We start from the raw sequence: 26,988 nt of genomic DNA, 5'->3' as shown, positions 1-26,988 counted from the left end.
ACTAAAAAAAATGTCGAAGATAATCTTTGAAGAATAGATAGGTATAAGTAGGAGGAGAAAGAATGCATAGTTTTGAAATGCAATTAGGTGGAAGATCATTAATCATTGAAACAGGAAAAATGGCCAAGCAAGCAAATGGTGCTGTATTAATAAAGTATGGCGATACAGCAGTTTTAGTCACTGCAACAGCTTCGGCTGAGCCTCGCGAAGGTGTTGACTTCTTTCCTTTAACGGTTGATTATGAAGAAAAATTATATGCTGTAGGAAAAATTCCTGGTGGATTTATAAAACGTGAGGGGCGCCCTAGTGAATCTTCTATTTTAGCAAGTCGCTTAATTGATAGACCTATTCGCCCGCTTTTTGCAGATGGATTCCGCAATGATGTACAAATTGTTGCAACAGTAATGTCCGTAGAACAAGATAATGCACCTGATGTAATTGCAATGATTGGTGCTTCGTGTGCTTTATCTATTTCAGATATTCCATTTAATGGACCAATCGCAGGAGTAAGGGTTGGATATATAGACAAACAATTTATATTAAATCCTACAGTAGCTCAACAAAATGAAAGTGAATTAAATTTAATTGTTGCAGGTTCTCATGACGCAGTTATGATGGTTGAAGCGGGTGCAAATGAATTATCAGAAGAAATAATTTTAGATGCTATTATGTTCGGACATGAAGCAATTCGTAAAATAGTTGAGTTTCAAACTACAATTGTTAATACGATTGGTAAAGAAAAAAGATCGGTTCAATTATTTGAAGTTCCTGAAGATATTAATAAATTAGTTCGCGAATATGCTACTGAAAAATTAGCAGTTGCAATAAAAAATTCAGATAAGTTAGAGCGAGAAGAAAATATAACCTCCGTAAAAAATGAAACGATTGAACATTTTGTAGAACAATTTCCTGATGATTTGAAATATATTCAATATATTTTACAAAAAATCGTAAAAGAAACTGTTCGACAAATGATTACTATCAACAAAATTAGACCTGATGGACGTGAAATTGAAGAAGTACGACCAATCACTTGCGAAGTTGGTATATTGCCACGTACTCACGGTTCTGGGTTATTTACCCGAGGGCAAACTCAGATATTAACGATTACTACATTAGGTGCAATTGGCGACGAGCAAATTATTGATGGTCTAGGTACCGAAGAATCTAAAAGATACATGCATCATTATAATTTTCCAGCGTTTAGTGTGGGAGAAACAAGACCATCACGAGGTCCTGGAAGAAGAGAAATTGGCCATGGCGCTTTAGCAGAACGTGCATTAGTTCCGGTTATTCCAAGTGTTGCTGAGTTTCCTTATACTTTACGTTTAGTATCAGAAGTTTTAGAATCTAATGGCTCTAGTTCAATGGGAAGTGTTTGTGGTAGCACCTTATCTTTAATGCACGCAGGCGTTCCAATTAAACGTCCGGTGTCCGGAGTGGCTATGGGATTAGTAAAAGATGGAGATAACTATACTATTCTAACGGATATTCAAGGCATGGAAGATGCTTTAGGGGATATGGATTTTAAAGTTGCAGGAACGACAGAGGGTATAACAGCAATTCAAATGGATATTAAAATTGCTGGATTAACAAAAGAAATTTTAGCAACTGCTTTAGCACAAGCAAAACGAGGAAGGGCTTTTATTCTTGATAAAATGTTAGAAATTATGCCAATGCCAAATAAAGAGCTTTCACCATATGCACCTCGCATTATAACAATGCAAATTAATCCTGATAAAATTAGAGATGTAATTGGACCTGGCGGTAAAATGATAAAGAAAATCATTGATGAAACTGGGGTAAGTATTGACATTGAAGACGATGGTAAAGTATTTATTTCAGCTGTAGATGTTAGTGCCGCAGAAAGAGCAATTGATATAATTAATGGACTTGTAAAGGAAATTGAAGTTGGCGAAACTTATAAAGGGAAAGTAAATCGCATAATGAATTTTGGTGCTTTCGTTGAAATATTACCAGGTAAAGAAGGGCTTATTCATATATCGCAATTAGCAAAAGAAAGAGTCGCAAAAGTTGAAGATGTAGTAAATATTGGTGATGAAATTGAAGTAAAAGTCATTGAAATTGACCGTCAAGGGCGTATTAATTTATCTCACAAAGTGCTACTTCCAAACGATGAAGAATAAAAACAAAACCGCTCCAGTCCTTAGTTTATAAGGATTTAAGCGGTTTTTTCTTTTGCTTTATAGTTATATTTTACGCATATAAAATACGTGAAATATATTAAGTAAAAAAACTTCAGGCATTGGTACAAAAGTATCATACTTGAGCTTTTTGTTTTTATATTTCACTATCATACAGTACAGGTAATAATTTACAAATTAATTTTAATCTTAGGCAGAACAAGCTGCGAACAATTGCATATGATACAGTATAAAAAAATGAAGGAAGTTAAATTTATGGATGATAGAATGTGCAATATTGAATTAAATAATGAGTTTAGACTTCTTTGGGAACAGCATGTTTACTGGACTAGAATCGTAATCATGGGGATAGCGTTCAATTTACCTGATTTAGATTGCTCATCAAGTCGTCTACTGCGCAATGCACCTGATTTTGCGGAAGTTTTTTGCCGCTATTATGGGAGAAAAAATGCAAATGAATTCGGTGGTCTAATTCGCGATCATCTGATTATTGCAGCTAATTTAGTCAATGCAGCAAAAATAGGCAATATCGAGGAAGCAAGTCGCCAAGAATGCAAATGGTATGAAAATGCAGATGACATTGTTTGTTTTCTCAACCATATCAATCCTTATTGGTCTGTAAAGAAAATGAAGGCAATGTGGTATGAACATTTAGGATTAACTAAAGATGAGGCTATTGCAATCCTTACCACTCGTTATTGCGACAGCGTTGAAATTTTTGATCAAATTGAACAGGAAGCCTTAATGATGGCGGATTGTTTTACAGAGGGAATTCTTCAACAAAAATATAATTAAGCAACTAAAAATAAAGGCATCGCTAGAACGACTAGTGATGTCTTCGTTCTTTTAGAATCAATCTTAACATGGGAATTTCTATCATTTATGCCTGCACTAAGTCTTTTTATTTAGTGCAGGCTTTTTTGCTTTATGTGTTATTTTATTTATATTTAAAATATAAATGGTATTTATTTACTTGTTATAGTATATGAGTTCATTGGAGGCTTTTATTAAGAGTATAGAAAATAAAAACGCGTCGAATTTTCATTCTTTTTTTCAAAAATATGGTGTTTATTGCTTTAATGTTTAGTTACCATCCATTAATACAAGTCACTTAATTCAAATCGTTATATATTACCAGTTATGGTAGAACATAGCTTCCACGAAGACGTTCCACTACTGCACTTGATCTAGGACTATTGCTGTTTTATTAAAATACTAGATTGGCTAATTTAATTTGAAGAAAATTCATCTTCATATCTCTTTCTAGACACAATAACAATAAAATTATATTAACCAAAAAGAAAAAAAGGAGAACAACACATAAAAATCGCCAATGCTGATAACACTGCTAGAAATCACTCGTTACATCTCCAATTTTTACACATAGGGAAACATAAGCAAAAAAAAAAAAGCGCGTCTTAAAATCGATTTTACGAAGTCGTTTTTTTAGGAATGTTTTAATTTTTTTACATTTTATATTATAAAATAATAAAAATGGTTATAAAAAATAAAAACTAATCTTACAACAATAAGTCAATCAGTATTAGGAAAAATATTAGAACAAATAGGAGATGTGGTTGCTAATATATTTAAAGAAAGTATCAACTCATCAATTTAAAAATATAAAACTTATTTAATTGAAAGATTGAAAAATGAAATTGATAAGATAAATAGCATCACCATCAAAACGGCTATAAACATTAATAAATCAAGGGTATTATTTATTTCATAAATCCTTATTGCAAAATGGTAAAGAATAAAATATCTATCTCAAAGATGTATGTAAATTTATAAAAACACTTGTATTAATAACAAGTTATTGTCATTACACTCTGTCTTATAAGCAGTATATTCATTACCTGAGTATTCCGTTTAATAATTCACTTCTGTACATGAGGATAGAATCATATCAATATGGAAATCGGTCTAACTATCTGTAGTTATAATATATCAATATTTATCTCTTCCGTATATCTCTTTTGCATTTGATCATGGATATGAGCATATTTTGTTGTAGTGTCAATTTTCTTATGACGTAGTACCTCTTGGACTACCCGTAAGTCCTTAGTTCGCATATATAAGTTGGTTCCACAAGAGTGTCTTAGCAAATGACAACTTAAATGATTATTAGACACTGTCTTTATTCCCGCCTGAATAAATAATTTGTTAATTATATCACGAACACCACAACGAGATATTCTACCTCCCTTATTATGATAAGCCATTGAAATAAAAAGGGGAGTGCCACGATCATCTCTTTGTGCAAACCCTCTTACTTTTAAATATGTTATTAACAATTTAACTGTATCTTGTCTTAAATATACTCGACCATCACGTTTTTTCCCACGCACTAGCATAACACCAGTATTAAAGTCAATATCTTCAATGCTAGCCCTATGAATCTCAACTGTTCGCAATCCTTGTAGTCCCATCAAAGCAATTATTGCTCTAGACCGTAAATTTGTTACGCCATTTTTCGGAATAAGATTAATCAATTCCTGCAATTTATTTTCATTAAGATACTTTGTTGTTTGCAAATTAAGCATAGGGTCTTCACCGGCATAGACATCATTCGCCGGATTTATCTGGATAAGCCCTCGAACAAGTGCAGCTTCAAAAAAGCGTCTAATTGCGGTTAGCTTTAAAGATACGGTAGAAACGCGCAATTGACGTTTTTCCCAAAGATAATTACGATATTCTTTTATATCTTCTGGAGTACAACTAAGCGGTTGTTGATTACTGATAGAATAACACCAAATAAAAAATTGTTTTATATTTGAAGTATATGTATTTAAAGTATCTTGTGCAGGTCTCCCATTGGCAGAATCTCTTTTTATAAATTCTATAAAATTATCCATAAAATAAGCTAAAGTAATAGTTTGGGTATTCAAAATAAGTATCTCCCTAATTTTTATTTTGTAGTAAAAAATGTTTTTTTAGAATCATTTATAGGCAATTTTTCATCCTAATTGAATAGGAATATCTAATGTTCATATAAGAACATATACAAATCAAATGCATTACATATCATAAAAAGGATTAATTTAAATCTTATATGTCAATATATTATAAAATTCGTCATAATTATTACATATCCTGCATTTTTTACATAAAATATATATCCTTATAATTATACTTATAAGGATATATATTTTATAAATCTTTAAATCAGTAGATTATGCGCTCAATATAAATAAAAAATATTTAAAAATATTTTAGTACAACAAGTTCAATTTATTGTACTTGTTCATTAATAATCTACATAAAGTTTATAAATTTTTTTGTACTAAAAAATAAGAATAAGCATTGACATATTTTAATTTTGATGTCATAATCTACTTCATAAGGTTTACAAATTTACAGTTTTATATTTCTGTAGTGTACAAGTGATGATTGGGAATAAAGATAGAATTCAACTATTGCAGAGAGCTGATGTTTGCTGAAAATCGGTATAGTAATTTTATTGATTAAATCCCCCATGAACTCTTCTCCGAAAGCATTTAGCGATTAGGCAGGGGCGTATCTCATGCGTTAGATGAGAATCGGTTGTTGGACTGATTTTAAGTGATAAATAAGGGTGGTAACGCGTAGATTTTTTACGCCCCTATTCGAGTGTATATATACTCGAATAGGGGCTTTTTATTTTGAGAGGAGATTATACACTTATGGCAACCAATGTACAGAGAAAAATGAAAACTATGGATGGTAATACAGCAGCAGCTTATATCTCTTATGCTTTTACTGACGTAGCAGCAATCTATCCAATTACGCCATCATCGGATATGGCAGAGCACGTAGATGAATGGTCTGCGCAAGGAAAAAAGAATATATTTGGTCAAGCAGTTCAAGTCGTTGAAATGCAGTCAGAAGGCGGAGCGGCTGGAGCAGTACACGGATCTTTGCAATCCGGTGCATTAACTACAACCTATACAGCTTCTCAAGGCTTACTTCTTATGATACCTAATATGTACAAAATTGCCGGAGAACTGCTACCTGGTGTTTTCCATGTTAGTTCACGTGTTGTTGGATCAAATTCAATTAGTATTTTCGGCGATCATTCTGACGTCATGGCAACGAGGCAGACTGGTTTTGCAATGCTGGCAGAAAGTAGCGTACAGCAAGTCATGGATTTAGCTGCTGTAGCACATTTATCAGCCATTAAAACGAGTGTCCCTTTCTTAAACTTTTTTGATGGATTCAGAACATCTCATGAACTTCAAAAAGTTGAGCTTCTAGAATATGACGAATTGGCTAAATTATTAGATTATGAAGCGTTAAATCGTTTTAGACGCAAAGCTCTAAACCCAGATCATCCAGTTTTACGGGGGACCGTTCAAACTTCAGATATTAATTTTCAACATAGAGAATCATTAAATAAATATTATAAGAATATTCCCGATATCGTAGAAGAATATATGCAGGAAATCAGTAAACTTACAGGTAGAGAATATCATCTATTTAATTATCATGGTGCAAAGGATGCAGAAAGAATTATTATTGCAATGGGCTCAATGTGTGAAACAATTGAAGAAGTTGTTGATTATTTGAATAGTCAAGGAGAAAAAGTAGGTGTTCTCACGGTTCACTTATACAGACCTTTTTCAGCTAAACATTTTCTTGCTGCAATCCCTAAAACGACAAAAAAAATTGCGGTTTTAGATAGAACCAAAGAAATTGGTTCCTTTGCAGAACCTTTATACTTAGATGTAAAATCTGTTTTTTATGGAAATGAAGAGTTAAAACCAGTCATTGTTGGCGGACGTTGTGGAGTAGGTGGAAAAGACGTAACTCCGGCACATGTGTATGCAATTTTCGAAAATTTATCTATGGCAAAACCAAAAGATAACTTTACCGTAGGGATTGATGATGACGTAAATCATACTTCTTTACCAAAAATAAATGATTTTATTCTTCATACTCCTTCTATTACAAGTTGCAAATTTTGGGGACTAGGTTCCGATGGAACTGTCGGAGCCAATAAAAATGCAATTAAAATTATTGGAAATCATACGAACATGTATGCGCAAGCTTATTTTTCTTATGATTCAAAGAAATCTGGTGGAGTTACAATTTCTCACTTGCGTTTTGGTAATAAGCCAATTAAATCACCATATCTAATCAATCAACCTGATTTTGTTGCTTGCCACAATCAATCCTATGTAGATAAATATGATATTCTAAGCGGATTAAAAGCAAAAGGAAAATTCTTGTTAAATTGTCGTTGGACTGAAAAAGACTTAGAAATCTATCTTCCAAACTCAATGAAAATATATATTGCCCAGAATAATATTGATTTCTACATCATTGATGCCGTTGCAATTGCTGAAGAAATTGGTTTAGGCGGTAGAATTAACATGATTATGCAATCCGCCTTTTTCAAAATTGCTGAAATTATTCCAGTAGATGATGCAATCCGCTATTTAAAAGATGCTGTTGTTGCTTCTTACGGCCATAAAGGTGATCATATTGTTAAAATGAATCATAATGCGATCGAGAAAGGCGTTTCTGCCATAATAAAAATTACAATTCCGAACGCTTGGCATAACTTAGAAGCTAAAGTTGCTGAACCTAAAAAATCCATGCCGGAATTTATTGAAAATATTTTATTGCCAATGGCTCGTCAAGAAGGCGACAAATTGCCAGTTAGCGCATTTAATGGGTTAGAAGATGGAACTTTTCCTTTTGGAAGTGCAGCTTATGAAAAAAGGGGAATTGCAATTAATGTTCCTGAATGGAATGATGAAAATTGTATTCAATGTAATCAATGTTCCTATATTTGCCCTCATGCAGCAATTCGTCCAGTGCTCTTAAGTCAAGCAGAAGTTAATCATGCGCCAGATTCATTCCTCCATAAGCCTGCCATAGGTGCTAAAGAGTTAGCATATCATATGGCAATATCACCATTAGATTGTACTGGCTGTGGTAACTGCGCTCAGGTTTGCCCGGCGAAAAATAAAGCATTGATAATGAAACCATTGACAACTCAGACCTCAAAAGATGCTTCTTGGCAGTATACCTTAAATGTAGAAGAAAAAATAAATCCAATGAATAAATTTACTGTTAAAGGAAGTCAATTCGAACAACCATTACTTGAATTTTCGGGAGCTTGTGCTGGATGCGGCGAAACACCATATGCAAAATTAGTTACGCAATTGTTTGGTGATCGAATGGTGATTGCCAATGCAACAGGATGCTCCTCTGTATGGGCCGGTAGCGCTCCATCAGTTCCATATACAACGAATAGAAAAGGGCATGGCCCAGCCTGGGGAAATTCATTATTCGAAGATAATGCAGAGTTTGGCTTAGGTATGCTTGTAGGAGCTAAACAAATCCGAGAACAATTAATCCAAAATATTAAACACCTGCAAGAATTAAATTTATCTAAAGAATTGACTGCGGGATGTAAAGAGTGGTTAGAAAACAGTCATGATACATATATTTCCAGGGAAATTTCCAATAAACTTCTCGCTTTAATTCAAAGTGAAAGAAATATTCATCCACTATTAGAAGAAATCTATACGAATCGAGACTTTTTAGTAAAACGTTCCCATTGGTTATTTGGTGGAGATGGCTGGGCCTATGATATAGGCTTTGGCGGACTTGATCATGTTCTAGCTTCAGGAGAAGATATCAATGTTTTAGTATTCGATACTGAAGTATATTCAAATACAGGCGGGCAATCTTCAAAAGCAACACCAACTGCGGCGATCGCAAAATTTGCTGCTGGAGGTAAGAAGACAAAGAAAAAAGACTTAGGTATGATGGCAATGAGTTATGGCTATGTTTATGTAGCACAAATTGCAATGGGAGCCGATAAAAATCAAACAATGAAAGCGATTAAAGAGGCAGAGGCGTATCCTGGTCCATCCTTAATTATCGCTTATGCTCCATGTATTAATCACGGCTTAAAAGCAGGGATGGGGTTTAGTCAATTAGAAGCAAAAAGAGCTGTAGATAGTGGATATTGGTCTTTATATCGTTATAATCCACTACTAAAAGATGAAAACAAAAATCCTTTCATGTTGGATTCTAAAGAACCTTCTCTAAACTTTCAAGAATTCTTGATGGGTGAGGTTAGATATTCTTCATTGAAAAAACAATTTCCTGACATTGCACAAGAGTTATTTAATAAGACAGAAAAAGATGCGAAGGAAAGATTAAATCAATATAAAAATTTGGCAAAATAAATTTATTTTTTAAAAAAACTCCAAGGATGAAATTTTCACCCTTGGAGTTTTCTACAATTGTCTAAAGACACCAATAACTTTACCCAAAATTGATACGTTCCGTTCATAAATAGGAGACATGGTATCATTTTCTGGCTGTAATCGAATAAAGTCTTTTTCTTTAAAAAATCGTTTTACTGTAGCGGTTTCACCATTAATCAACGCAACTACAATATCGTTATTATTGGCTGTATTTTGTTCACGTACCATAATATAATCACCATCAAAGATTCCTGCATTAATCATGCTTTCCCCTTTTACCGTAAGCATAAAAACATTATCCTCATAAGTGCCAAGTAGTGATTTTGGAAAAGGATAAACTTCCTCAATATTTTCTACCGCTAAAATAGGTATGCCAGCTGTTACTTGTCCAACCAGTGGAATAGATACCGTAGCTTTTAGCCATGGCTTTTCATCTAAAATATCTATTGCACGAGGCTTAGAAGGATCTCTTTTTATTAATCCTAACTCCTCAAGTTTATTTAAATAGCCATGAACTGTAGAAGTTGATTTAAGCCCTACAGCTTTACCAATTTCACGAACAGAAGGGGGGTATCCATTATTCATTAAGGATTCTTTAATAAAATAAAATATTTCTTGTTGACGTTGATTAAGTTGTGATTCAATAGACATAAAATACCCTCCATTAATAACTATTACCTGTTCAAAGTATAACAATTTTTGCTTACAAAATCAAACACAAGTTCTTATTTTGTAAAAGGTATATCCAGTTTAAGCAAAAATCAACTTTTATAAAGTAAGAATCTATTTAAAACTCTATTCACGTAGGAGATTCTTCACTGTTTGAATTTTTTATTAAGGGTGATTACCAACTGCAATAGCAAAATGATTATACCCGCCACCTCTATTTATATAAATACGTTGAACTATTACAAATTTTCCTTGTTCGTTAGGAAAAATCGCTCTCAACATTTCGCTTTCAGCCATTATAATATACCGTTGCTTTCCATCGATATCTTGAACATCACTATATTCTTTAATAATTTTCATATCAGATGGAAGAAAACCTGTTATATGCTCAATAGACAATTTCTTGGGTGAATTAATTCTAACAGTGAGATTATATACAATATCATTTAAGAGAAGAATATTTATTTTATTAGAGTTAAATGACTTACCGCTATCTTTGTCAATCATTTTTCCATAAGCCCTTTCAAAATCAGTTACTTTATCGCCAATTCCAGCTATAGGACAAATCGTTGTAGAAGATGCAGTTTTTATTTCTTTCTGAACAAAATTCTTATTCAATATAGCACTAATAGAGAGCAACAAGAATAGAACCGCTAATATAGCGAGCAATGCAAACCAAAATGTTTGATGAAATTTTTTTACTCCATTGTCCAAATAAAACTCACTCCTTAAATAAATTTGTAAGACTAAATATTCTCGACATATAAAAATATGACTTATAAAAGGCGAGAAAGCTCAAGTATAATAAATAAAATATTATAAAGAGAATGACAGTAGTTTCAAATAATCAACTAATTTTATCATTATAGGTGAAATCCCTTTTCGTATTAGATAAATAGGGGATAGTATCTATCTTATCGTTATTTTTGCCCGCGGCAATTTTATTTTGCGGGCAAGGCTATTATAAAAACTATTTTCTATTATTTGTATGTTAGAATTTTTCATTTTTTGAGTTACATGAGCGTATATATCTAAAGTTATTTTTATGGGGGCATGTCCAAGTCTCGTAGATACATATTTCACGTCAGCAGTATTTTCAAGAAGTACAGTTGCATGAGTATGTCTTAGACTATGAAAGGATAAACCGCAAGCATCTCCAAATGCTTCTTTACACCATTTTCCGAAATATCTCATGCTTTTAATTTATTTTCAGCTTGACGTTTTTTTGAGTCTTTAATATAGTGAAAAGCTTATCCGTAAAATCTATTTCACGGATAGAGTTTTTTGTTTTCGACTTTGTTATTTTTGTAGATTTGTTTTTATCATATAAAGTTGATTCTACTTTAATAATTTTACCATCTAAATCAATATTTTTCCACTCTAATGCTAAACATTTTCCAAGTCTCATTCCTGATAAGCTAACATAATTGGTACGTAAAATAAATGTGAGGATCCAACCCTATCAAAGATACGTTGCATTTGTTCATCCTTTTGGATTTATTTTTATATATCCAAAAAGTTGAACTGCGTATTTTAATGCTTTTCTTAATACTGCAAATATGAGTAATGTTGTGTTTTGGCTAAATCCTTCTCTTTTTTTGCTATCAATAAATTTTTGAATTAGGGCAGGGGAGATATTTTTAATTTTATATTTACCTAGAGCTGGCTTTAAATGATTCTTTATAGCTGACTTATACCTGATTAAAGTATACTCCTTTAGATTTAATTCACGACTTTCTATAAATTCATCAAGATAATCAGAAAATGATTTACTACTAGGATCGAAATAGCGTCCAGTTTGGTCAATGTCTACCATAGCTTGTCGGAGAGCTTTCCATACCTCTTTTTCGCTTGTCCCAACAGCCCTTTCGGTTTCTTTTCTCTCGTTATCTATGATTCCCAAATTAATGCGATAGTACCATATGCCACCGCGTTTTCTTACAGATCCTTTCATGATAACTCCTCCTTGTAGTACATACGTTCGGTGAAATATGTTTAAAATATACTACATTCTGGATGTCTATCATTAATCATATCAATAATTAGATCCACGTTAATATCGTTAGAGTAGGATAGTAGATGTATTGAATAATTGTTTGCTTCAAATTCTCTCTTAGCAGGAACATAATATGTATTGTCTGCATGAAATAGTAGCCGTAACCTTTATGTAGTTGAGCGTGTCCTATTTCATGGCAGATAGTTATTTTTTGTGCTTGATAACATAAGGTATCATTTAAAATAATATATCTGCGTTTTAGTACGCGGACCAGGAACCCACGAATATTACAGGGGAGTGGAGCGCATATAATTTTTAAACCTAATGCTTTGGCTAGATCAAAGGGATTACTTGTGCTATGTTTGTTAATAAGATTTTTTACACAGAGTTTGTAATTTATCATAATACACCACCTGTAAAAACTATTGTTGAGTATGAAATGTATATGTTATAATTATCCATGGTGCTACGATAACGATAGGCGGTTAGTTCCCTTTCTTATTCCGTTACATACGGAGGAATGGGGGTGATGCCATGAATGATGTTAATTTAACTTTGTTACTTTTCATCATCTTGGTTTTTGCCATAAAAAAAGATTAACCGCCCAGCTACCAACTTTGCGGTTAATCAAAAACTAATCGTATAATGGGAGCTAACCGTTTATCGGTAGCACCTTTTATAGCTTTATCTTAAACTATAAAATTTATACTGTCAATAACCGCAACTATATAAATTCATTATAGTAGATCATATCACTCTTGTGGCGGTATGATTATTTTTTTCTCTTATTACGTTCTTTAGCATCCCAAAACGCAAGTTCAAGAGCAGCACGTATTTTAGCTCTATCATCATCGTTTAATTTATAGGTATCACCGTCAAACATAACCTCGACTTGATTGAGGAATTTTACTAGGGTTTAGGAGAAGTGCTAGGTTGGAACATAGTCAGTGCCAATTATTAATTCTATAGACTTACCAAGTACTTTAGTTAGATTCGTTATATCATTATGATTTATTGTCGTTGTATATCCTCGTTCCCAATTTGAAATAACTTGTGACGACTTATTAACTAAATCACCTAATTCTTTCTGAGTTAACCCTTTTTCTTTTCTAAATCTCTTTATTCGTTCGCTAATTGTCACTTTTTCCCACCTCTTATATGCAATATTAACATAAACTAACGGGATTTGTTATAAAACTAACGGTATTTGAGAAAAATTTATAAAAACACATTGAGTATAACGCAATCCGTTGATGTAATAAATATAACGAAATGTGTTAGTTGAAAGTGGTGATTAAATGGGAGCACATGAAAATATTGAAAGAGTTCGTGTAGCAAAAGGTGTTACGAAAACTTTTAATGAAATTAAGGCAATGGCAGATTCGGGTCTCTATCCTGTAATATTAGAACCGCATAAAGAATATGTAAGTCCAAATGAAAAAATATATGTTGATGCGAATGCAATGCTTCAAAGTACGAATGCTGAGATTATTGAGTAACTTGGGGTAAGCGAGGAACAAATTCAAAAAGCCGCTTCTACTGGTCAAGATGTAGAAATTCCTTTAAGTAAATATCAAGCAGTTATGTCACAACATGTCGATATTGCTGAAAAATTAAAAGCGATACAAAAGCAGAAGAAGATGGACTCACCGTAAATCGAGCGAATTCACGCAATGTAAAGGATATAAAAAATCTCTTGAGGATTACACCCAAGAGAAAAAAGAATTAGATATAGAAATACAAAAATTTTACGATAGTTTAAGACAGACTGGTAGAGGCGTTCAAGAAAGTAAAGAAGTAACTAAATTAATGCTTGCACATGCCAAAACTAAGATTGATCCAGCACAATATTTGCGTGATAATGCACCAATGTTTCAACGACAAATGTACGTAAATCAAGGTGGTATGAAACAGCCACTTAACACCGATGTAAATCCAGATGAAAAGGTGCAAGTAGTTGATATTACGAATGTGGGTGAATGCCTTTTGTAAATAATTATGGCGCTTGCAGATGTTTGATGTTATTAACTTTATTGGTTGGTGAATTTGTATTTATTGGTTTTAGCAATTACTGTTTTGCAATTGATAAGGGACAAGTAAGGGACAAAATTATAGTCGGATTGTATTACAAAAAAGAGAGGGAGTAGCCCAGTGTTTTACCGTTAGGCATCAACAAGAATCTGTTTATTTTAATTCGTTTATCGGTGGCAATGGTAGGGGGCAAGAGTACTGATGAATATGGTGCTTTTGTAGGATAGATACCCAATCGTTTGCATTCCTCCAATTTACCGTAGTAAATATATTGCTGCTTTGGAAAAAAGGGTATGAACAGCCTTAAGTGTTGATGCTATTCATTATGGAACGAGTAATAGAAACACAGAGCGACTATATTCGATTAATTCGATAAATGAGTGAGAGTATAACTTGAAATCAAATGACCTGTCAAAGGACCGTGGGCTCGACTCCCCCCTCTCTATCAGAAAAATTAAGGCTTTCAACGTTTTTGTTGGAGACTTTTTTGATGCGATAAAATGGGAGAAATAGTTTTTTTTGTAACGTTTTGGTTACAGATGAAATGAAAGCCTGTAAAATGATGATTTCCCAAGCCGTGGGTCGAGGGTTCGAATCCCTTCACCCGCTCCAGTAAATTCAATGATGACGCGGCTTTATCAGCCTCGGATGAGACTCTCGAAACCCAAAGAAATATGACTTTGGGACGTTAGAACTTTTGATGAAGATGATAACGAATGAGAGAGAAAAAACGAGACTGAGCGAGTTTAAAATCGTGTCACGTTTTCTTAACCAACGTACCCAATAAGGGAGGTTGGTTTTTTTATGTTCAAAAAAAGTAAAGACGGAATACTAATGAAGATTAAAAAGGTAGCTGATTTTGAGTTATTGGCGGAGGAGTATGTTTTGATACGGGAAGCCGAAGTATCGAAGTATACGGTTAATTCTATCCGACATACTCTGAGGCACTTTCTTGCCAGTTTTGATGGAGAAATAACAGAAAAAAGCTTGAAACTTAAAGCGCTGCAGTTTTTAAGCGGAAAAAACAATGAGCATTATAACAAGCAGTTGCAGGCGATTCGTGGTTTTCTACAGTATTGTGTAAGTGAGGGATATTTAGATGAAAATCCTTGTGCGGTAATAAAATATAAACCGCATAGCGGTCGGATTGTTCAACATAGTGAGGAAGTTATCCGAAAACTCTTGGATGCACCAGACAGAAATACTTGGGCTGGATTACGCGATTATACGGCAATGGTTTTGACCTTAGATACGGGTATTCGTCCGAATGAGTTGGTTCAAGTATGTATCGCTGACTTTGATTTTGCCAGTAGTTATTTGTATTTAAGAGAAAGTATTACAAAAACAAAGCAGAAAAGAACTTTACCGTTGTCAGATGTGTGTGTGTCGGCGGTCAAAAAGCTTATTCATTATCGACATGCAAGTTGGGAAGGCGAAATTGTTTTTTGTAGCTGGCGCGGAGAAGAAATTACCACAGGAGATTTGAGGGATAGATTTAGGGCTTATTCGAAAACGACAGGTACGCAAATTACACCGTATCACTTGAGGCATACTTTTGCGCTTTATTTTTTACGGAATTCTTCCAAGACAGGTGTATTTGCCCTGCAAAAAATTATGGGACATAGCAAGTTGGAACAAACCAAAAACTATGTAGCTTTGTTGGAAGCAGATATTCAGCAGGCACACCAAACGGCATCCCCGATTGCCAACTTACTTGGACGAAGCACGGGCAAGAAAAAAGCGCTACTTATGAAAATATGAACTAGAAAAGGGGTATGCGTTTGCGTGCACGGTAGATGGGTAGTGCTTGACTCGAAATCAAGTGTCCTGTCAAAGGGACCGTGGGTTCGAATCCCACCCTCTCCGCCATTTTAAAGGGATTGAAGCTATCGATTAAATCGATAGCTTTTTTTATACCCCAAAAAATACCCAAAACGTGATTTTCACAAAGTAATAAAAATGTGATGATGATGAATAAAAATAGATTTAATGGGTTTCAATGTAAATAAGATTATTACAAATTTGAATTTTCGAAGATGCCTAGTATTGTACCTGATTGAAGTACATATAAAATCAAAATAGCTTACACATCCATCAGCAACCTTCTCATGGTGTAAATTGTAAAGACGACTAACAGTGTGACGAGATAAGATTATTTTGTTCGCAGTTTGTGCTATAATATACTAAAATATATTAACGACCTTGTATAGTTTGAAAATATTAAAATTATTCCCAAAGGAGCGTGATTTGCATGAGTAAGCAAGTTTACATCAGCGCGGACTATGACCAGTGTAATGGTGACAAAAATGTAGTAGATGAATTGAATAAATGGGGAGAGGATAATCTCCATAAAGTCGATTTTATTGATATGTCGAAGGTGTCGTCTGGCAGTGTGGCTAATAGCGATGATTGCCGAATTTGCGATTTGAAAGACGAATTTAATCGCCAAATTAACGCTTCGTCAGCAGCGATTTTTGTTGTGGGCGATATGACTGCTTCTCGAACAGCAGGAAGCGGATGCGAACGTATTTCTAAAGAACAATGGGAGTGTACTTGTACACCATATAAGCAAAATACTAACGGTGCTAAAGCGTGTACAGTTTCCAGTGTCTCTACACCTAGCGATACTGACAATGTCGGAAGCATAAATAAGTACTCTTACCTTCGTCATGAATTTGAACAGTCCAAAAAGAAGAAAAAAACAATCATTATTGTATATAATTCTACACGTAATGAATCAAATTGGCTTCCCACATATATGAAAGGTTATGAAAATGATGCGAAACCATTCTGGAAAATCGATGCTAATGGGAATAAAGTTGGAGACTATTCATATATAAAAGAGGTACTTGGATTTTGATTGATTTCGTCAAAAAGAGCGTAACTATAGCATTTGCTATCATTACATGTACATTTACCTTTGTGCCAGAAGCATTATTTAAAAAACATGAATGGATAACAAAAGAGGCTCTTGAACAATGTAAATGGTTTGCGGGTTTAGAGTCTCCAGATGTTAATGTTATAATTTCTCGTCTTATGTGTTTTTTGCTTGCCTGGATTGTAACATTATCTGTATATGCGGCTTTTTTGAAACTTCGCAGAAAAATTACAATCAAAGGTCAGAATTACTCGATTATAGTAGAGTATGGAAATATTCTCGAAAAGAGGAAATGCAAGCGAGTAATCAGTTTTGATGAGTGTTTTACAACACAAGTAGGTAACGCAACGCCAGATATAAATCCAGGTTCCATATGCGGACAGTATTTAAAATTGCATCCAAATTTAGATGTCCAACAGTTAATCAGTTCTGCGCAAATTAGACCAGCACAAAGCAAATCAAAATATCAGCGTAAAACACGGTATGAGTCAGGAACCATAGTACCAAATGGTGATGACTTATTGATGGCGTTTGCAAAATTAGATGAAAAAGGTAAAGGGCGATTCTTTTCTTGGGACGAGTATATTGAGTGTTTGGATTTGTTGTGGAAGGAATTAGAGAATAACTATTCTGAAAATGATGTATGCGTACCAGTATTAGGTGCAGGAACAACGTCATTTGATGGTGGAGCGGGAGCATCTATTTCACAGCAAGATTTAGTTGACATGATGATTTTGTCATATAAATTAAGTTCTCATAAAATAAAAAATCCGCACAAGCTACGTATCGTTTGCAAAAAAAACAGTGGTTTTTCCATCAATAACATAGGAAAATGATTAATGGTATATTCTAACTAAACACAGGAAACTACAATTCAAGAAACTACTTTGTCTACAGTCTGATGCAGGGGATAATTACCCCTGCATTTCTTTTACTAACCGATAGAATGTGCCAGGTTTGAGAGACATTTTTCGCATAGCTTCTGTAGCCGTTATCTTGCCAGCTTTCCACTCATTGATGTTCTGCGTGAAGTTTTGGGGGCGTGGAATTCGAGGACGACCAAAACGAACACCTTTGTTGAGGGCTAAATTAATACCTTCCTGTTGGCGTTGTTTGATGGTATCACGTTCGAGTTGTGAGAGGGCTGCAAAAACAGTCAGCATAAATTTCCCAGAAGGTGTTGAGGTATCAATGCTCTCTTTTGCAGAGACGATGCCGACTGCTTTTGCCGATAGCTCTTCTACAATGTTTAGAAAGTCTTTAGTGTTGCGAGCAAGACGGCTGATTGATTCTATGTAAATTGTATCTCCATCTCGGCAAAACTTTATCATTTCCTGAAGAGCTGGCCTGTTTCTGTCCTTGCCACTAACTTTTTCTTCGAAGATTTTTTCGAGAGCATATTGTTTGAGTATTTCGTGTTGGCGGTCGGTGTTTTGGTCGAGACTTGATACTCTGATATAACCAATTCGCATTGAATCATCCCCTCTCTATTCAATAATACCCTATTTACTTTTTGGATATTTAAAAAAGGGGATTGTAGAGTTTTTGAACAGAAAAAATTCAACTTCAAAAAAGTAGACTTTTTGATAGATAAATAAGTCCCAATAAATACTGATATATATAGGTGCATGGGACGATAATAGAAGTAAATAAAAGGAAATAAAAGTAATGCCGATTAAATTGAACTAAATTAATCATAATAATTTTTTGTTGGCGACAATAAAATAATTTGCCTGAATTTACGATTTCAATTAAAAGAAAAAACAACGACAGCCCTACTTTGATTAAAAATGATATATTATCGGGTTGCAGTTGCTATAGCGAAGATTAAGTAATAACAATGATTGATTTGGTTTATGCGTGGTGTGTTATTAAGCAAAAGTAGGATTTTTTGATATATATACAAGGAAGACAAGGCTTTTTTATCGAATTAAATATTTAAAATATAAATATATAATGTGGATTTTTGAAAGGGTGCAATTAATGAAAGAAAAATTGACGCTGAATAAATTGGAGCGATTGTTGCTGGAGGCTTGCGATATTCTTCGTGGAAAGATGGATGCTTCGGAGTTTAAAGAATACATATTTGGCATGTTGTTTTTGAAGCGGTTATCAGACCAGTTTGTCGTGGAACAAGAGCTGTTGCGAGCAGAGTATGAGAGCAAAGGCTTACGGCAAGACTTGTTGGAAAAGGAGCTTGAAAAGCCTGGTAAGTATACTTTTTTTGTGCCGAGAACGGCGCGGTGGGAATTGGCGGAAGAGCAGGCGTTAGAAGACGGTTTCCGTGGATTATTGCATGTAAAGAAAGATGTGGGTAATGCTCTCAATAAAGCATTGGCAGCGATAGAGGATAACAATCCAAACACCTTGCAGGATGTATTGAAGTCATCTATTAACTTCAATCGTAAAATCGGCAGTCGGACGTTGGATGATAGCCTGTTGATTGAGTTCATTACTCATTTCAACAAGATGCCGCTGCGAAACGAAGATTTTGAGTTTCCTGACCTGTTGGGTGCTGCTTATGAATACTTGATTAAGTACTTTGCCGACAGCGCAGGAAAAAAAGGCGGAGAATTCTATACGCCAGCAGAAGTCGTTCGTCTGCTGGTCAACCTTATTGCGCCTCAAGAAGGTATGACGGTGTATGACCCTACAGCGGGGTCAGGCGGCATGCTCATTCAATCGAAACAATATGTTGAGGAAACTGGGGGCAACCCTCGTAATCTGTTGTTGGCGGGCCAGGAAGATAACGGTAGTACCTGGGCTATTTGCAAGATGAACATGATACTGCATGGCGTCTTATCTGCCGATATTCGCAATGATGATACCTTGAAAAATCCCCGTCATGTTGTGAATGGGGAACGGATGCACTTTGACAGGGTGATTGCCAATCCGCCCTTTTCGCAGAATTACAGCAAAAAGGATATGGAATTTAAAGAACGCTTTCGGTATGGCTTTTGCCCAGAAAAGGGCAAGAAAGCCGACTTGATGTTTGTACAGCATATGATTGCCAGCTTGAAGGATGAGGGCAAGCTGGCTGTTGTTATGCCTCACGGTATTCTGTTTCGGGGCGGAGACGAACAAAAAATACGTAAAGGCATTGTAAAAGATGGTTTAATAGAAGCCGTCATTGGATTGCCTCCGAATTTGTTTTATGGGACAGGCATTGCTGCTTGTGTATTGGTCATCAACAGGCAGGGGGCAAAAGAGCGGAAGGAGATTCTGTTTATCAATGCCGACCGTGAATATAAAGAAGGAAAGAACCAGAATTCATTGCGCCCTGAAGATATTCAAAAAATCGTGCATGTTTATCGTCATAAGCTGGAAGTGGATGGGTATTCACGATTGGTTAGCATTGACGACGAACTTGCGCAGGAAGAATACAACTTCAATATTCGCCGCTATGTGGACAATTCACCCGCGCCAGAGCCTCATGATGTTCGGGCACATTTGCTAGGCGGGATTCCTAAAGGCGAAGTGGAAGCGATGCGGGAACTGATGGCAAGTCATGGCTTTACTCCAGCAAAACTGTTTAATGACAGGGATGCTAACTATTTGGACTTTAAACAAGAAATTGAGGAAAAAGAGGATATCAAACGGATAATCGAAAACGATGCAGATGTGCAAGCTGCGGAACAGCAAATTATGACTGCATTAAAGGCGTGGTGGGAGCAAAGCGAGGCGCGTTTTTCTAAACTGGATGAAACGCAGGATATATATGCTATGCGCCAAGAGTTTCTGGCTTCGTTTTATCAGGCGATAAATCAATATCCTATGCTCAACATGCATCAGATAGAGGGGGCCTTTGTCAGCTTCTGGGGAGATATCCTGCCTGATTTGAAGTCCGTGGCTGCTTCAGGATGGAGTGCTGAGCTGATTCCAGATGAAGATATCTTGGCATCACAGCATCCTGAGATTGTCGCACGTGCAGAAGAAATCGACGCAAGATTGGCGGAACTGGATGCCCTATTTGCAGCGGTGGAAGTTACGGAAGACGAGGATGGAGAGTCCGATGCGCAGGACGAAGATAACGGTGTTTTGGGCAAAGATGAAGCTAAAGAGTTGAAGGAAAAGAAGAAGCAGCTGAATGGTCTGATAAAAAGCATTGAAAAAGAGAGGGTAAAGACAGCTAAAGCGACTATCAAGCTGATTGAAAAAATCGAAAAAGAAATTGCCCAAGGAAAAGCCGATAAAAGTAAACTGGACAGCGTTGGTATAGAACGTGTCACACTGGAGGAACAACTTACACAGGCGCAGGCGGAAATACAGGACTACCAGCTGGAAATAGAGCAGATTGATGAACGGTTAGAGCGTCATGTCGCATTGGAAGAGGAACGAAAAACGTTGAAGGCGGAAATCAAAGGGATTAAAGATAATTCCGATGCGCTGGTTGATGCTGCCAAGGGGAAAATCAGCAGCGATGAAGCGCGGACGCTTATTATGGAGCGATTTTGTCAGTTGTTGTGCAATACCTTAAAAGGATATACTGACCAACATCGACGGAATATTATTGCCGCGATTGAAAATTTGTGGGATAAATACAAAGTGACCGCGCAAGAAATAGAACAAGAACGAGATATTGAAGCGGAAAAACTAAAATGCTCTCTAGTGAATTTGGGGTATATGCTATGAATGAAATGATAGGAGAAAATGGCTGGAGAATAAAAAAGATTGGTGATATTAGTTCGATTAATCCCGATAGTCTTTCAATGTCGACTCCTTCTAATTTGGTTATAAAATATATTGATATTGAGAGTGTCAAACCAGGAAAAATTCTTGCCTATACAGATTTTGAATTTAAAAATGCACCGAGTAGGGCTCGGAGAATTGTCAAAGCAGGAGATATAATAGTTTCTACGGTGAGACCGTATCTTCGTGCTTTTGCTTATGTAACAAATGAATATGATAATTGTATATGTTCAACAGGTTTTGTAGTCTTAAGGACTTATGAAGAATATAGTGCTAATTATTTGTACCAATATGTATTAAGTGAACAGTTTATGGGACAAGTTTTACCACTGATGGTTGGGTCAAATTATCCAGCAATCAACAATAAGGATGTTACAAATATTACGATTCACATTCCAAAATCTAAAAAAGAGCAACAAAAAATCGCCGAAATCCTTACAACAGTTGATAATAACATCGGAAAAACGGAAGTGTTGATTGAAAAGTACAAGAACATCAAGCAAGGGATGATGCAGGATTTACTGACAAAAGGTATTGATGAACATGGCAATATTCGTTCGGAGGAAACCCATGAATTCAAAGATTCGCCAATTGGGCGGATACCGACAACTTGGGACGATTGTTTAATAAGTGATTACATATCATTTCAAAAGAGTGGCTTGTCCAGAAAAATATCTCATGAAGATATAGGAGTACCTGTTTTAACATCAAGCAATATTGACAATAATTCTAAATTAGATGTTAAGGAACTTAAATATTGGTATGAAAGTGACCCGCAAGGCGCTAATATCGCAGATTATGTTTTGGAAAAAGGCGACATTTTGCTTTGTTTTATAAATAGTATTGAACAGATGGGGAAATTATGTATTTTCGACGATATCGGAAGACCTTGTATTTATACAACAAACTTGTTTAGGATAAAAGCAAGTACAAATACAACTCCAAAGTTTCTTTATTATTTACTCTTAAGTCACTATGTTCAAAATGAAATAAGAGTTATTACAAAACCTGCGATAAACCAAGCATCATTTACTAAACAGGATTTTGCAAAAACCAAAGTCCCTCTAATTTCGGTAGAAGAGCAAGCAAAAATAGTGGAAGCATTAGATAGTGCTAATGCGAAAATTGAAACTGAGATAATACATCTTAATAAGCTTACTTTGTTAAAGCAAGGATTAATGCAAGACCTGTTAATAGGTAAGGTTCGGGTACCTCTTGAGGAGGCGACAGGATGAGCGAATATAGTTTTGTGGAAAAACCCTTTTTAGAACAGTTGAAAAGCTTGGATTGGAATGTCATCGAACATCCGCCTGGTGTTCCTACTGACCCTTCTGTAAGTTTGCGAGATAATTTTCGGGAAGTAGTGCTAAAGGATGTTTTTAAACAGGCGATAAAGCAGATAAACAAGACCGAGGACGGGCGCGGATGGCTTACTGACGCGCAACTAGAAGAAGTATATGCGGAGATAATTGACCACCCGCATCAAAACCTGCTGGAAGCTAATCGGGAAGTTTTGCGGTTGATTACTAAAAATACGCGCGTTGCAGTCAATGAGTTGACGGGGGAAGAATCACCTGTTGTGCGGTTGATAGACTTTGAGCATCCCGAGGATAACCATTTTCTAGCTATCAATCAATTTCGCGTGGATACTGTTGGCTTGGCGAAGGCGTTCATTATTCCTGATATCGTCTTGTTTATTAATGGTTTGCCAGTGGTTGTGGTGGAATGCAAATACCCGAATAGCTATACAGCCAATCCGATGGAAGAAGCTGTGCGGCAGATTTTACGTTACAGCAATCGCCGCTATTTTTCCGAAGGCATTTCGGAAAAGGAAGGGGAAGAGCGTTTATTCCATTTCAACCAGCTTTGTATTGCTACCTGTGGCGAGCAGGCGAAGCTGGGTAGCATAAGCTCTTTTTATGAGCACTATTTGGAATGGAAAGACATCTATCCAGAGCAATATAAAAGCTTTGAACCGCCGCTTGGCGTAGTGCGTTCGCAGGAAACGCTGATACAGGGTGTTTTGCCGCCTGCTACGCTTTTGGATGTGATTCGTCATTTTGTCATTTATAAGGAAACGGAAGCAAGCAGTATAGTCAAGGTGGTCTGCCGTTACCAACAACAGCGAGCAGTGGGGAAGGCTGTTGCTCGCATGCTGGAGGGGAAGAAGTGGCAAGAACGCTCAGGCGTTATTTGGCATACTCAGGGGTCAGGAAAATCGCTGACGATGGTTTTCCTTATTCGTAAAATGCGTTCGACCAAAGGGCTTTCCGATTATAAGATTCTCATGGTTAATGACCGTATCGACTTGGAAGAACAGCTTGGAGACACGGCTGTGCTGACAGGTGAAAGTGTAGATTATGTGGAATGTGCGGATGAACTAAAGGAAAAACTGTCCACTTCGTCTTCTAATTTGACGATGGTCATGATACATAAATTCCAAGAGCGAAAAAAGCAGCAGCCTGATGTGGTTAAGGAAGCCTTTGCCCAATATGGTGAAGAAAAGGCGTTGCCTGAACATCTCGAATTAGGCATAGTTAACGAGTCTGAGAAAATACTGATTCTTATTGATGAGGCACATCGCACGCAAAAGGGGATTTTGAGCGGCAATCTGTTCGGTGCATTTCCCAATGCGACAAAAATCGCATTTACGGGTACGCCTCTTATTACGGACCGCCATACTAAAAAGACCTATGAGACATTCGGCGCGTATATTGATACGTACCGTTTGCAGGATGCTGTGACCGATGGGGCGACTGTGAAAATCCTTTATGAGGGCAAGACCAGCGATAATGCTATTAATGAAAAAGCAGAATTTGACGCAAAGTTCGAAGATATGTTCAAGGAACGAACCGAAGAAGAAATGCTGGCGATTAAAAAGAAATACGGTACGATGGGTGATGTGCTGGAAGCGGAAAAACGGATTGAAGGCATTGCGCGAGATTTGGTGAACCACTATATTCAGCACATTTTGCCCAATGGTTTTAAGGCTCAGGTAGTTACCAGCTCTCAGTTGGCGGCTACGCGTTATCAGAAATATATCGATTTGGCGCTTGCGGAGTGGTTGGAAAAAGAGCGAGCTAAAGCAGCTAGTGATGAAGAACTTGTCCCCAAAGTTGCTTTTTTGAAAACAGCGGTGGTGGTATCTGGTGATGGTACGAATGAAGACCCAGAAATCACAAGGGCCCGCAAGGCTTCGCGCGAAATAAAAGCGATAGACAATTTTAAGAAGAAATTTGATGAAGGTGATTCTCGTACAGGCATTGCGTTCATTGTGGTGTGCGATATGCTGCTTACTGGTTTTGATGCGCCGATTGAACAGGTCATGTATATTGATAAAAAGATGGTGGAGCATAATCTGTTACAGGCCATCGCCAGGGTAAATCGAACGGCAAGCGGCAAAAAATGCGGCTATGTGGTCGATTATATTGGTATTGGCAATCATCTGTATGACGCTTTACAAATTTATGGAGACGAAGGCAAAGAAGATGTTATAGGGGCGATGAAGGATATCAGTTCTGAAGTTCCCATCTTAGAAGAGCGATACCAACGGTTGTTGCAGTTGTTTTATAGTAATGGAATCAGTCGTATTCGTGAATTGGTAGAATACCAGATTGCCGAAGCAAAAGAACAATATCCGATAGTGGAAGCATGTGTGGAATTGCTGGAAGATATCAAGCTGAGAGCGGATTTTGATGTAAAGTATAAGGGTTTTCTGCAGAGTATGGATATTATATTGCCGCATGCTTCAGCTACGTCATACATTCCGATGATGAAAGCTTTCGGGCATATTCATAATCTGGTAAAACAGCGGTATAAGGATGAAAGCATTGACTTTGCAGGCGTGGGGAATAAAGTGAAACGCCTAATCAATGAACATCTTATCAGTCTGGGGATTGACCCCCGTGTTCCTCCTGTTGAATTGTTATCGCCTGATTTTAAGAAGTCGCTGGACAAAGAGGGCTCTAAGAAGGCAAAGGCGAGTGAAATGGAGCATGCCATTCGTAAACATTGCAAAGTCAGCTTTGAAAGCGACCCTGCGTTGTATGCGCGGTTAAGTGAAAAACTAGAAAAGATAATTCAGGAATATAAAGATGACACCAATCAACGCTATGAGCAGCTATTGTCCTTGTTTGACGAGGTGAAAGCGGGCAGGTCGAGAAGCAGGACGAATTTACCGCCGCACGAAGAAGCTTTTTATGATTTGTTGGTGCTGAAAGTATACGGAAAAACTCCTGATTTAACAGAAGAACAAAGTGCAAGCTTACAAACGTTGGTTCACACTATTGTACGAACAATCGCAGCAGATATTAAAATTGTGGGCTTTTGGACTGTAGCGAAAGGGTTTGAGCGCCAGCAGTTGCAAAGTAAAGTGGAGGATTTGCTGCTGTTTTCGGGCATGGACGAAGTTGTTGACCGAAAAGAGGAGATTGCCGCTGACTTTTTAGCTCTGGCAAAACAAAGGCATGATGAATTGGTGAGAAAATGAAAAGGACATATAAGGATATCACTTATACGCTGAAACAAAGCAAGCGTAAGACACTAAGTATATATATTGAAGCAGATAGCAGCGTATCTGTGCTGGCTCCAGAAAGTAAAACTATCAGTGATATCGAAAAGGTCATCGAGAACAAGCGGTATTGGGTTTATAAAGAATTGGCAGAGAAGGAAATGCTAAACGCTGCCAGGATAAAACGGGATTTTGTGAATGGTCAGGGTTTTTTATATCTTGGTAAATCGTATCGCTTGTCAATTGTCGATACACAAGACGTGCCACTGAAACTGCTGAATGGCTATTTCTGTTTGCGGCAGAATGATGTTGAGACAGCTGAAAAATCGTTTATTGATTTTTATCGGCAAAAAGGGATGAAGAAGTTTGCCGCGAGAATGCGTTATTATCAGGAGATGCTTGGCGTACGACCTGCAGGGGTAAGAGTGTTAGATTTAAAGACACGCTGGGCGTCTTGTTCTGAAGACAAAATGTTGAATTTTCATTGGAAAACCATGATGGCACCAATGAAAATCATCGACTATGTGGTGGTGCATGAATTGGTGCATCTTATCTATCCCAATCATACAGATGCTTTTTGGAATGAAGTCGACAAGATATTGCCAGATTATACAGAGCGGAAAGAATGGCTTAAGGAGAATGGTGTAAGTTTGGATATATGAATTGTGGGTAGAGCAGGTGCGCAAATATTTCCAGGGGAAATCAGTACAAAATTAAAATGAGATGAGCTATTTTGGGTGCAAACAAGAGCCGCCCTGTTGGAGTGAAGAGGATTCCAACGGGGCGGCTCTTGTTTTTTTATTTCCATCTATGTTAATCCATCGCATTTAATTCAAAAGAAG

20 protein-coding genes and 1 other annotated feature are annotated in these 26,988 nt (G+C 36.3%); of the genes, 12 read left to right on the top strand and 8 right to left on the bottom strand.

The annotated features are described in order from the left end of the window. The first annotated feature begins 62 nt into the window (after positions 1-62). On the top strand, positions 63-2,147 hold the full coding sequence (locus P3F81_RS06230; protein ID WP_147668690.1) for a polyribonucleotide nucleotidyltransferase: 2,085 nt from the start codon (positions 63-65) through the stop codon (positions 2,145-2,147). Positions 2,148-2,420: 273 nt separating this feature from the next. Continuing rightward, positions 2,421-2,960, top strand: a complete 540-nt coding sequence (locus P3F81_RS06225; protein ID WP_309320761.1) for a hypothetical protein — start codon at positions 2,421-2,423, stop codon at positions 2,958-2,960. A gap of 1,145 nt (positions 2,961-4,105) precedes the next feature. Here the strand turns inward: P3F81_RS06225 and P3F81_RS06220 are convergent. Then, positions 4,106-5,056, bottom strand: a complete 951-nt coding sequence (locus tag P3F81_RS06220) for a tyrosine-type recombinase/integrase (RefSeq protein WP_147668688.1) — start codon at positions 5,054-5,056, stop codon at positions 4,106-4,108. Between the two features lie 489 nt (positions 5,057-5,545). Then, positions 5,546-5,774: a binding site (T-box leader), on the top strand. A 56-nt stretch (positions 5,775-5,830) separates the two neighbouring features. Between P3F81_RS06220 and nifJ the strand changes: the two genes are divergently transcribed. Beyond that, entirely contained in the window at positions 5,831-9,352 is a 3,522-nt protein-coding gene (gene nifJ / locus P3F81_RS06215) for a pyruvate:ferredoxin (flavodoxin) oxidoreductase (protein WP_147668686.1), read from the top strand. A gap of 51 nt (positions 9,353-9,403) precedes the next feature. Here nifJ and lexA read toward each other — a convergent pair whose 3' ends face one another. The 6 genes from lexA to P3F81_RS06185 all read right to left on the bottom strand — a co-directional run bounded on the left by lexA (position 9,404) and on the right by P3F81_RS06185 (position 13,179). Then, positions 9,404-10,024 carry a transcriptional repressor LexA gene (lexA, locus tag P3F81_RS06210; RefSeq protein ID WP_147668684.1) on the bottom strand — a complete coding sequence of 207 codons (621 nt, stop codon included), beginning with the start codon at positions 10,022-10,024 and terminating at the stop codon, positions 9,404-9,406. Between the two features lie 183 nt (positions 10,025-10,207). Beyond that, complete coding sequence (locus tag P3F81_RS06205) at positions 10,208-10,756, bottom strand: hypothetical protein (RefSeq protein ID WP_147668682.1); 549 nt, start codon at positions 10,754-10,756, stop codon at positions 10,208-10,210. Positions 10,757-10,951: 195 nt separating this feature from the next. Then, entirely contained in the window at positions 10,952-11,236 is a 285-nt protein-coding gene (locus tag P3F81_RS06200) for a tyrosine-type recombinase/integrase (RefSeq protein WP_147668680.1), read from the bottom strand. Positions 11,237-11,525: 289 nt separating this feature from the next. Continuing rightward, positions 11,526-11,996: an N-terminal phage integrase SAM-like domain-containing protein gene (locus P3F81_RS06195; RefSeq protein ID WP_147668676.1), complete on the bottom strand. Its 471-nt coding sequence runs from the start codon at positions 11,994-11,996 to the stop codon at positions 11,526-11,528. An 88-nt stretch (positions 11,997-12,084) separates the two neighbouring features. Beyond that, positions 12,085-12,441 carry an ImmA/IrrE family metallo-endopeptidase gene (locus P3F81_RS06190; RefSeq protein WP_309320760.1) on the bottom strand — a complete coding sequence of 119 codons (357 nt, stop codon included), beginning with the start codon at positions 12,439-12,441 and terminating at the stop codon, positions 12,085-12,087. Positions 12,442-12,966: 525 nt separating this feature from the next. Next, the gene (locus tag P3F81_RS06185) at positions 12,967-13,179 is read right to left on the bottom strand and encodes a helix-turn-helix transcriptional regulator (protein WP_147668674.1); all 213 of its coding nucleotides are present in this window, start codon (positions 13,177-13,179) and stop codon (positions 12,967-12,969) included. A gap of 157 nt (positions 13,180-13,336) precedes the next feature. Between P3F81_RS06185 and P3F81_RS06180 the strand changes: the two genes are divergently transcribed. The 5 genes from P3F81_RS06180 (at position 13,337) to P3F81_RS06160 (ending at position 17,783) form a co-directional block, all read left to right on the top strand. After that, the gene (locus P3F81_RS06180; RefSeq protein ID WP_147668672.1) at positions 13,337-13,537 is read left to right on the top strand and encodes a hypothetical protein; all 201 of its coding nucleotides are present in this window, start codon (positions 13,337-13,339) and stop codon (positions 13,535-13,537) included. A 310-nt stretch (positions 13,538-13,847) separates the two neighbouring features. After that, positions 13,848-14,030: a hypothetical protein gene (locus tag P3F81_RS06175; protein ID WP_147668670.1), complete on the top strand. Its 183-nt coding sequence runs from the start codon at positions 13,848-13,850 to the stop codon at positions 14,028-14,030. Positions 14,031-14,873: 843 nt separating this feature from the next. Beyond that, positions 14,874-15,830, top strand: coding sequence for a tyrosine-type recombinase/integrase (locus tag P3F81_RS06170; RefSeq protein ID WP_147668668.1), 957 nt, complete (start codon positions 14,874-14,876; stop codon positions 15,828-15,830). Between the two features lie 490 nt (positions 15,831-16,320). Then, positions 16,321-16,929 carry a hypothetical protein gene (locus P3F81_RS06165; RefSeq protein WP_147668666.1) on the top strand — a complete coding sequence of 203 codons (609 nt, stop codon included), beginning with the start codon at positions 16,321-16,323 and terminating at the stop codon, positions 16,927-16,929. Then, complete coding sequence (locus tag P3F81_RS06160; protein ID WP_147668664.1) at positions 16,926-17,783, top strand: macro domain-containing protein; 858 nt, start codon at positions 16,926-16,928, stop codon at positions 17,781-17,783. The genes P3F81_RS06165 and P3F81_RS06160 overlap by 4 nt, the downstream gene beginning before the upstream one ends. 78 nt (positions 17,784-17,861) lie before the next feature. Here the strand turns inward: P3F81_RS06160 and P3F81_RS06155 are convergent, their stop codons facing one another. Next, the gene (locus P3F81_RS06155; RefSeq protein WP_147668662.1) at positions 17,862-18,419 is read right to left on the bottom strand and encodes a recombinase family protein; all 558 of its coding nucleotides are present in this window, start codon (positions 18,417-18,419) and stop codon (positions 17,862-17,864) included. 511 nt (positions 18,420-18,930) lie between these two features. On the opposite strand from P3F81_RS06155, the gene P3F81_RS06150 reads away from it, so the two are divergent. Genes P3F81_RS06150 through P3F81_RS06135 form a run of 4 tightly spaced genes read left to right on the top strand, consistent with a single transcriptional unit; the run spans position 18,931 to position 26,808 of the window. Then, a complete protein-coding gene (locus P3F81_RS06150) occupies positions 18,931-21,579 on the top strand; it encodes a type I restriction-modification system subunit M (protein WP_147668660.1) in 2,649 nt (882 codons plus the stop codon). Continuing rightward, the gene (locus P3F81_RS06145; protein WP_309320759.1) at positions 21,576-22,871 is read left to right on the top strand and encodes a restriction endonuclease subunit S; all 1,296 of its coding nucleotides are present in this window, start codon (positions 21,576-21,578) and stop codon (positions 22,869-22,871) included. The genes P3F81_RS06150 and P3F81_RS06145 overlap by 4 nt, the downstream gene beginning before the upstream one ends. Beyond that, complete coding sequence (locus P3F81_RS06140) at positions 22,868-26,125, top strand: type I restriction endonuclease subunit R (RefSeq protein ID WP_147668656.1); 3,258 nt, start codon at positions 22,868-22,870, stop codon at positions 26,123-26,125. Before P3F81_RS06145 ends, P3F81_RS06140 begins: the two co-directional genes overlap by 4 nt. Then, positions 26,122-26,808, top strand: a complete 687-nt coding sequence (locus P3F81_RS06135; RefSeq protein ID WP_147668654.1) for a M48 family metallopeptidase — start codon at positions 26,122-26,124, stop codon at positions 26,806-26,808. Before P3F81_RS06140 ends, P3F81_RS06135 begins: the two co-directional genes overlap by 4 nt. Positions 26,809-26,988 lie beyond the last annotated feature (180 nt).

Origin of the sequence: Selenobaculum gibii (assembly GCF_030273445.1) — a bacterium.
Classification (GTDB): domain Bacteria; phylum Bacillota; class Negativicutes; order ICN-92133; family ICN-92133; genus Selenobaculum; species Selenobaculum gibii.
This window is presented reverse-complemented; position numbering and strand designations above follow the sequence as displayed.

What these genes read in the sequence shown, in the direction of transcription:
- P3F81_RS06230 (WP_147668690.1), top strand. Translation starts at nt 63, where the DNA reads ATGCATAGTTTTGAAATGCAATTAGGTGGAAGATCATTAATCATTGAA.
- P3F81_RS06225 (WP_309320761.1), top strand. Translation starts at nt 2,421, where the DNA reads ATGGATGATAGAATGTGCAATATTGAATTAAATAATGAGTTTAGACTT.
- nifJ (WP_147668686.1), top strand. Translation starts at nt 5,831, where the DNA reads ATGGCAACCAATGTACAGAGAAAAATGAAAACTATGGATGGTAATACA.
- lexA (WP_147668684.1), bottom strand. Translation starts at nt 10,024, where the DNA reads ATGTCTATTGAATCACAACTTAATCAACGTCAACAAGAAATATTTTAT.
- P3F81_RS06200 (WP_147668680.1), bottom strand. Translation starts at nt 11,236, where the DNA reads ATGAGATATTTCGGAAAATGGTGTAAAGAAGCATTTGGAGATGCTTGC.
- P3F81_RS06195 (WP_147668676.1), bottom strand. Translation starts at nt 11,996, where the DNA reads ATGAAAGGATCTGTAAGAAAACGCGGTGGCATATGGTACTATCGCATT.
- P3F81_RS06190 (WP_309320760.1), bottom strand. Translation starts at nt 12,441, where the DNA reads ATGATAAATTACAAACTCTGTGTAAAAAATCTTATTAACAAACATAGC.
- P3F81_RS06180 (WP_147668672.1), top strand. Translation starts at nt 13,337, where the DNA reads ATGGGAGCACATGAAAATATTGAAAGAGTTCGTGTAGCAAAAGGTGTT.
- P3F81_RS06175 (WP_147668670.1), top strand. Translation starts at nt 13,848, where the DNA reads ATGCTTGCACATGCCAAAACTAAGATTGATCCAGCACAATATTTGCGT.
- P3F81_RS06170 (WP_147668668.1), top strand. Translation starts at nt 14,874, where the DNA reads ATGTTCAAAAAAAGTAAAGACGGAATACTAATGAAGATTAAAAAGGTA.
- P3F81_RS06165 (WP_147668666.1), top strand. Translation starts at nt 16,321, where the DNA reads ATGAGTAAGCAAGTTTACATCAGCGCGGACTATGACCAGTGTAATGGT.
- P3F81_RS06155 (WP_147668662.1), bottom strand. Translation starts at nt 18,419, where the DNA reads ATGCGAATTGGTTATATCAGAGTATCAAGTCTCGACCAAAACACCGAC.
- P3F81_RS06150 (WP_147668660.1), top strand. Translation starts at nt 18,931, where the DNA reads ATGAAAGAAAAATTGACGCTGAATAAATTGGAGCGATTGTTGCTGGAG.
- P3F81_RS06145 (WP_309320759.1), top strand. Translation starts at nt 21,576, where the DNA reads ATGAATGAAATGATAGGAGAAAATGGCTGGAGAATAAAAAAGATTGGT.
- P3F81_RS06140 (WP_147668656.1), top strand. Translation starts at nt 22,868, where the DNA reads ATGAGCGAATATAGTTTTGTGGAAAAACCCTTTTTAGAACAGTTGAAA.
- P3F81_RS06135 (WP_147668654.1), top strand. Translation starts at nt 26,122, where the DNA reads ATGAAAAGGACATATAAGGATATCACTTATACGCTGAAACAAAGCAAG.